This window comes from Streptomyces otsuchiensis, from assembly GCF_004305975.1.
Taxonomy (GTDB): Bacteria; Actinomycetota; Actinomycetes; order Streptomycetales; family Streptomycetaceae; genus Streptomyces; species Streptomyces otsuchiensis.
Window position 1 is genome coordinate 1 of sequence record NZ_BHZI01000082.1, and the last position, 2,890, is coordinate 2,890.

Annotated in this window: 4 protein-coding genes and 1 CRISPR repeat array; of the genes, 2 read left to right on the plus strand and 2 right to left on the minus strand. The window is 68.3% G+C overall.

Going from position 1 to position 2,890, the window contains the following annotated elements; genetic code table 11:
- Window positions 1-87: 87 nt before the first annotated feature.
- On the minus strand, window positions 88-339 hold the full coding sequence (locus E0D90_RS10215; protein ID WP_130797440.1) for a hypothetical protein: 252 nt from the start codon (window positions 337-339) through the stop codon (window positions 88-90).
- 37 nt (window positions 340-376) lie between these two features.
- On the minus strand, window positions 377-832 hold the full coding sequence (locus E0D90_RS10220) for a hypothetical protein (RefSeq protein ID WP_130797441.1): 456 nt from the start codon (window positions 830-832) through the stop codon (window positions 377-379).
- Window positions 833-1,303: 471 nt separating this feature from the next.
- Between E0D90_RS10220 and E0D90_RS10225 the strand changes: the two genes are divergently transcribed.
- Both E0D90_RS10225 and E0D90_RS10230 read left to right on the plus strand, forming a co-directional pair.
- Entirely contained in the window at window positions 1,304-2,131 is an 828-nt protein-coding gene (locus E0D90_RS10225) for a helix-turn-helix domain-containing protein (protein ID WP_130797442.1), read from the plus strand.
- On the plus strand, window positions 2,128-2,340 hold the full coding sequence (locus tag E0D90_RS10230) for a DUF397 domain-containing protein (RefSeq protein WP_130797443.1): 213 nt from the start codon (window positions 2,128-2,130) through the stop codon (window positions 2,338-2,340). The genes E0D90_RS10225 and E0D90_RS10230 overlap by 4 nt, the downstream gene beginning before the upstream one ends.
- 94 nt (window positions 2,341-2,434) lie before the next feature.
- A CRISPR array of direct repeats spans window positions 2,435-2,890; the repeat unit is 29 nt; unit sequence GTGCTCCCCGCGCATGCGGGGATGGTCCC.

Sequence of the window (2,890 nt, forward strand, 5' to 3'; positions counted from 1 at the left end):
TGGCGCGGGCGCCGAGGGTCAGGTAGTCGCCGATGTGGATCTGGTCGGCCGGGAGGGAGAGGGCGCGGGCGCGGGGGATCGGGAGGGTCATCGCCGCCGATCCAGCGCCGGACCGGTGGCGGGGTGGGCGCGCAGGGCGGTGTTGAGAACGGTGATGTCGTCGGTGGTGAGGTTGCCGAGGTGGACGAGGTGGCCGGTGCGGCGGCAGCCGTCGCAGGGGTCGAGGACATCGATGTCGTCGAGGCGGACCCCGAGGTTCTTGACGTGGTTGAACAGTTCCCGGGCGGCTTCCTCGGCCTCCTCTCGGTCGGAGTTGGCGAAGCTGATCTCCTCGAACATGGTGGCTCCTCGGGTGTGATTGAGGCGGGGTGGTTGTTCAGTGGGCCGGCGGGGGAGGCGGGCTTGTCGCGTCCGGACGGTGGGCACCGGGGAGTTGGAGTGCGTGGGCGCGTCGGTGGACGGCGCGGGCGGAGATCGAGTAGAGGACTTCGACAGCGAGTCCGGCGCTTTTCCCGGTGCCTCCGTCGGCCGGCCCCGTGGTGCAGATCAGGTCCGGGCCACGGGTGTTGACGGAAACCGGGTGACCGGCGAGCAGCGCCGCCAGTTGCACGCGAAGGTAGGCCCTGTCGTCGGCCCAGTCGCGGAAGACGGATGCGGCGTCGCAACCGGGCCCGAGCGTGTGCGCGAGCCGCAGCCCTTCCTGTCGTATCCAGGTCAGCGCACCCCAGGCGCCTGGCGTCCACCATCCGCCCAGATGCCATTCGCCGCCGGAGTCCGGGGACCGTGCCACTGTCTCGGCCCAGTAACCGTGCACCCGCCGGGCGGGCCTCACGGAACGCCTCCGCCGAGGCGCGGGCGGCGGCGCGACAACAACTCCCGGCGCGCTTGGTGTTCGGCATGGAGCCTGGCCGTGCCGACGCGGGCCCCGGTGTGCGGCCGGAGTCGCCCGGACCAGTACCCGTGGCCGTCCCGGCTCACCGCTTCTCCAGGCGCGACAGGTGGGCGTCGATCTGCGCGCCCAGTGACGCGCTCCGGACGACGAGGTCTGCGAGCGTCGGTGCCGAGCATGCGCGATCGTCGGAACGCTGCTCCTCAGGAGGACGCGCACCGGCCGTGGGCGGGGCGTTCACGAGTGGGCAATTCGCGAGACATTTATGATGGTTCATCATCTGATCACGCTCTTTATCGACTAACGGGACTATCTGGTGACTCCATGTGCTTCCATGGTTGCTCGCGGCCATCACGCCGCGCCAGGGAGTCAGGTTGGACAGCCCGTACTGTCCACCGAGAGTGGGGGACTGTCATGAAGGTCGAGTCGCCGGTGGTTGGTTCCGAGGGCGGAAACACCTCGCCGCTGAAGGCATTCGGGTATGAAGTGAGGCTGGAGCGCGAACGGTTGCGGATGACGCGTGCCGAGCTGGGGGAGCGGGCGCACTGCGGGTACTCGCTCGTGGCGAAGATTGAGTCAGGCGACCGGGTGGCGGCGAGGGAGTTCGCGGAGACCTGCGACGAGGTCTTCCCGTACGCCAACGGCCGCTTCGTGCGGCTGTGGGAACTGGTGCTGATGTTCGCCTACCCGAGCTGGTTCCGCCCGTACGTCCGGCTGGAGCAGGCCGCCACCATGATTCGTGCGTACCACCCGATCCTCGTGCCGGGGCTGGTGCAGACGGAGGGATACGCGAGGGCGATCTTCCAGGGGCGACGCCCCCCGAACCTCGAAGACCTGGTCACAGCGAGGATGGAGAGGCAGAGGATTCTGTCGAGAGAAGAGCCGCCTCGCCTGTGGATGATCCTTGAAGAGGCCGTACTGCGTCGGGGCATCGCTGAACCATCGGTCATGGCAGCGCAGTTCGAGCAGCTGCGCGGCATCGCGACCAACCCGCACCACGTCGTTCAGTTCATCCCCAGCACTACGCCCAGCTACCCGGCGGTGGGCTATCCGTACAGCGTCCTGTCGTTCGACGAGGGTGCCGACGTCGTGCACGCCGACGGGTTTCCGGCCGGTCATGTGATTGCCGAATCTGACGCTGTGGGGACAGCGCAGCGAGCCTATGATCTGCTCAAGGCCACTGCTCTGCCACCCGATGAGTCGGTCGCGCTGATCGACTCCGTACTCAAGGAACTGACATGACCGAGGTGCACCTGCCCGCCGCCACCGTTTGGCGCAAGTCCACCTTCAGCGGTGACAACGGTGGTGACTGCCTGGAGGTAGCCGACGGGCTTCCGTCGGTCACGCCGGTTCGTGACTCGAAGGTGCCCGGCGGTGCGGTGCTGATGGTCGAGCAGACGACGTGGTCCGCGTTCGTGGAGGCCGTGAAGTGCGGTGACCTCGCGAGCTGATCGTCTCCTACCGCACCTGGTGGTCGATATGTCGGAGTTTGGCAAAGTAAGTAAAATCCGCCCTGTGCCGCTCTAACACCGCAGCTCGGCACCTGTGCTCCCCGCGCATGCGGGGATGGTCCCTGTTCCGCCATGGCCAGGTACTCGTACGGGCTGTGCTCCCCGCGCATGCGGGGATGGTCCCTCGACCTCGAATGGCTCTGGCTCACTCCAGACGTGCTCCCCGCGCATGCGGGGATGGTCCTACGGCTGACCCACTGCGGCCTCGGAGTCCCTAGTGCTCCCCGCGCATGCGGGGATGGTCCCAGTATCTGCAGCAGGACTTTCGGCATGGCGCCGTGCTCCCCGCGCATGCGGGGATGGTCCCGAGACTCCCGGCGGTGTCCTGCCCGGCTCCGAGTGCTCCCCGCGCATGCGGGGATGGTCCCCCCCTGGACGCCGGCCCCCTGGAGGCCGCCGCGTGCTCCCCGCGCATGCGGGGATGGTCCCAGGTCGACTCTGGACATCCACCCCCGGCACGCGTGCTCCCCGCGCATGCGGGGATGGTCCC

Bases quoted from the DNA above. Each gene is read 5' to 3' on its own strand.
- E0D90_RS10215 (WP_130797440.1), bottom strand. From the start codon at position 339: ATGTTCGAGGAGATCAGCTTCGCCAACTCCGACCGAGAGGAGGCCGAG.
- E0D90_RS10225 (WP_130797442.1), top strand. From the start codon at position 1,304: ATGAAGGTCGAGTCGCCGGTGGTTGGTTCCGAGGGCGGAAACACCTCG.
- E0D90_RS10230 (WP_130797443.1), top strand. From the start codon at position 2,128: ATGACCGAGGTGCACCTGCCCGCCGCCACCGTTTGGCGCAAGTCCACC.